The 310-nt window shown below is 24.2% G+C and carries 1 protein-coding gene; it reads left to right on the top strand.

Translation table 11 applies throughout. From position 1 onward, the window contains the following. Positions 1-97 precede the first annotated feature (97 nt). A partial coding sequence (locus tag V6U76_RS05550; protein WP_333024154.1) for an ankyrin repeat domain-containing protein occupies positions 98-310 on the top strand: 213 nt, incomplete at its 3' end.

The following is a 310-nucleotide window of genomic DNA, read 5'->3' as shown; positions in this document are numbered from 1 at the left end:
AGAATATTCAGTTTAAGCTGAATATCCAATTCTTTCATAGAAAAAATAAATTTATTTTAAAAAGGTACTTGAGATAATTACTAGTATTATACATAATTTGTTAATTAATGAGGCAAATTTTATGCGTGAAAATATCAAAAAATTATTTAAAGCAATTCAAGACAATAACTTAACAGAAGTTAAGAGATTGGTCGAAATAGAAAAAGTTGATGTTAATACTGTTGATTGTTATAGAAGGACTCCTTTACATAAAGTTGCTGAACATGGTCATACAGACATTGTAAAATTTCTAATAAATCATAAAGCAAAT

This window comes from Wolbachia endosymbiont of Pentidionis agamae, assembly GCF_036711655.1.
Classification (GTDB): domain Bacteria; phylum Pseudomonadota; class Alphaproteobacteria; order Rickettsiales; family Anaplasmataceae; genus JAZHPY01.
This window is presented reverse-complemented; position numbering and strand designations above follow the sequence as displayed.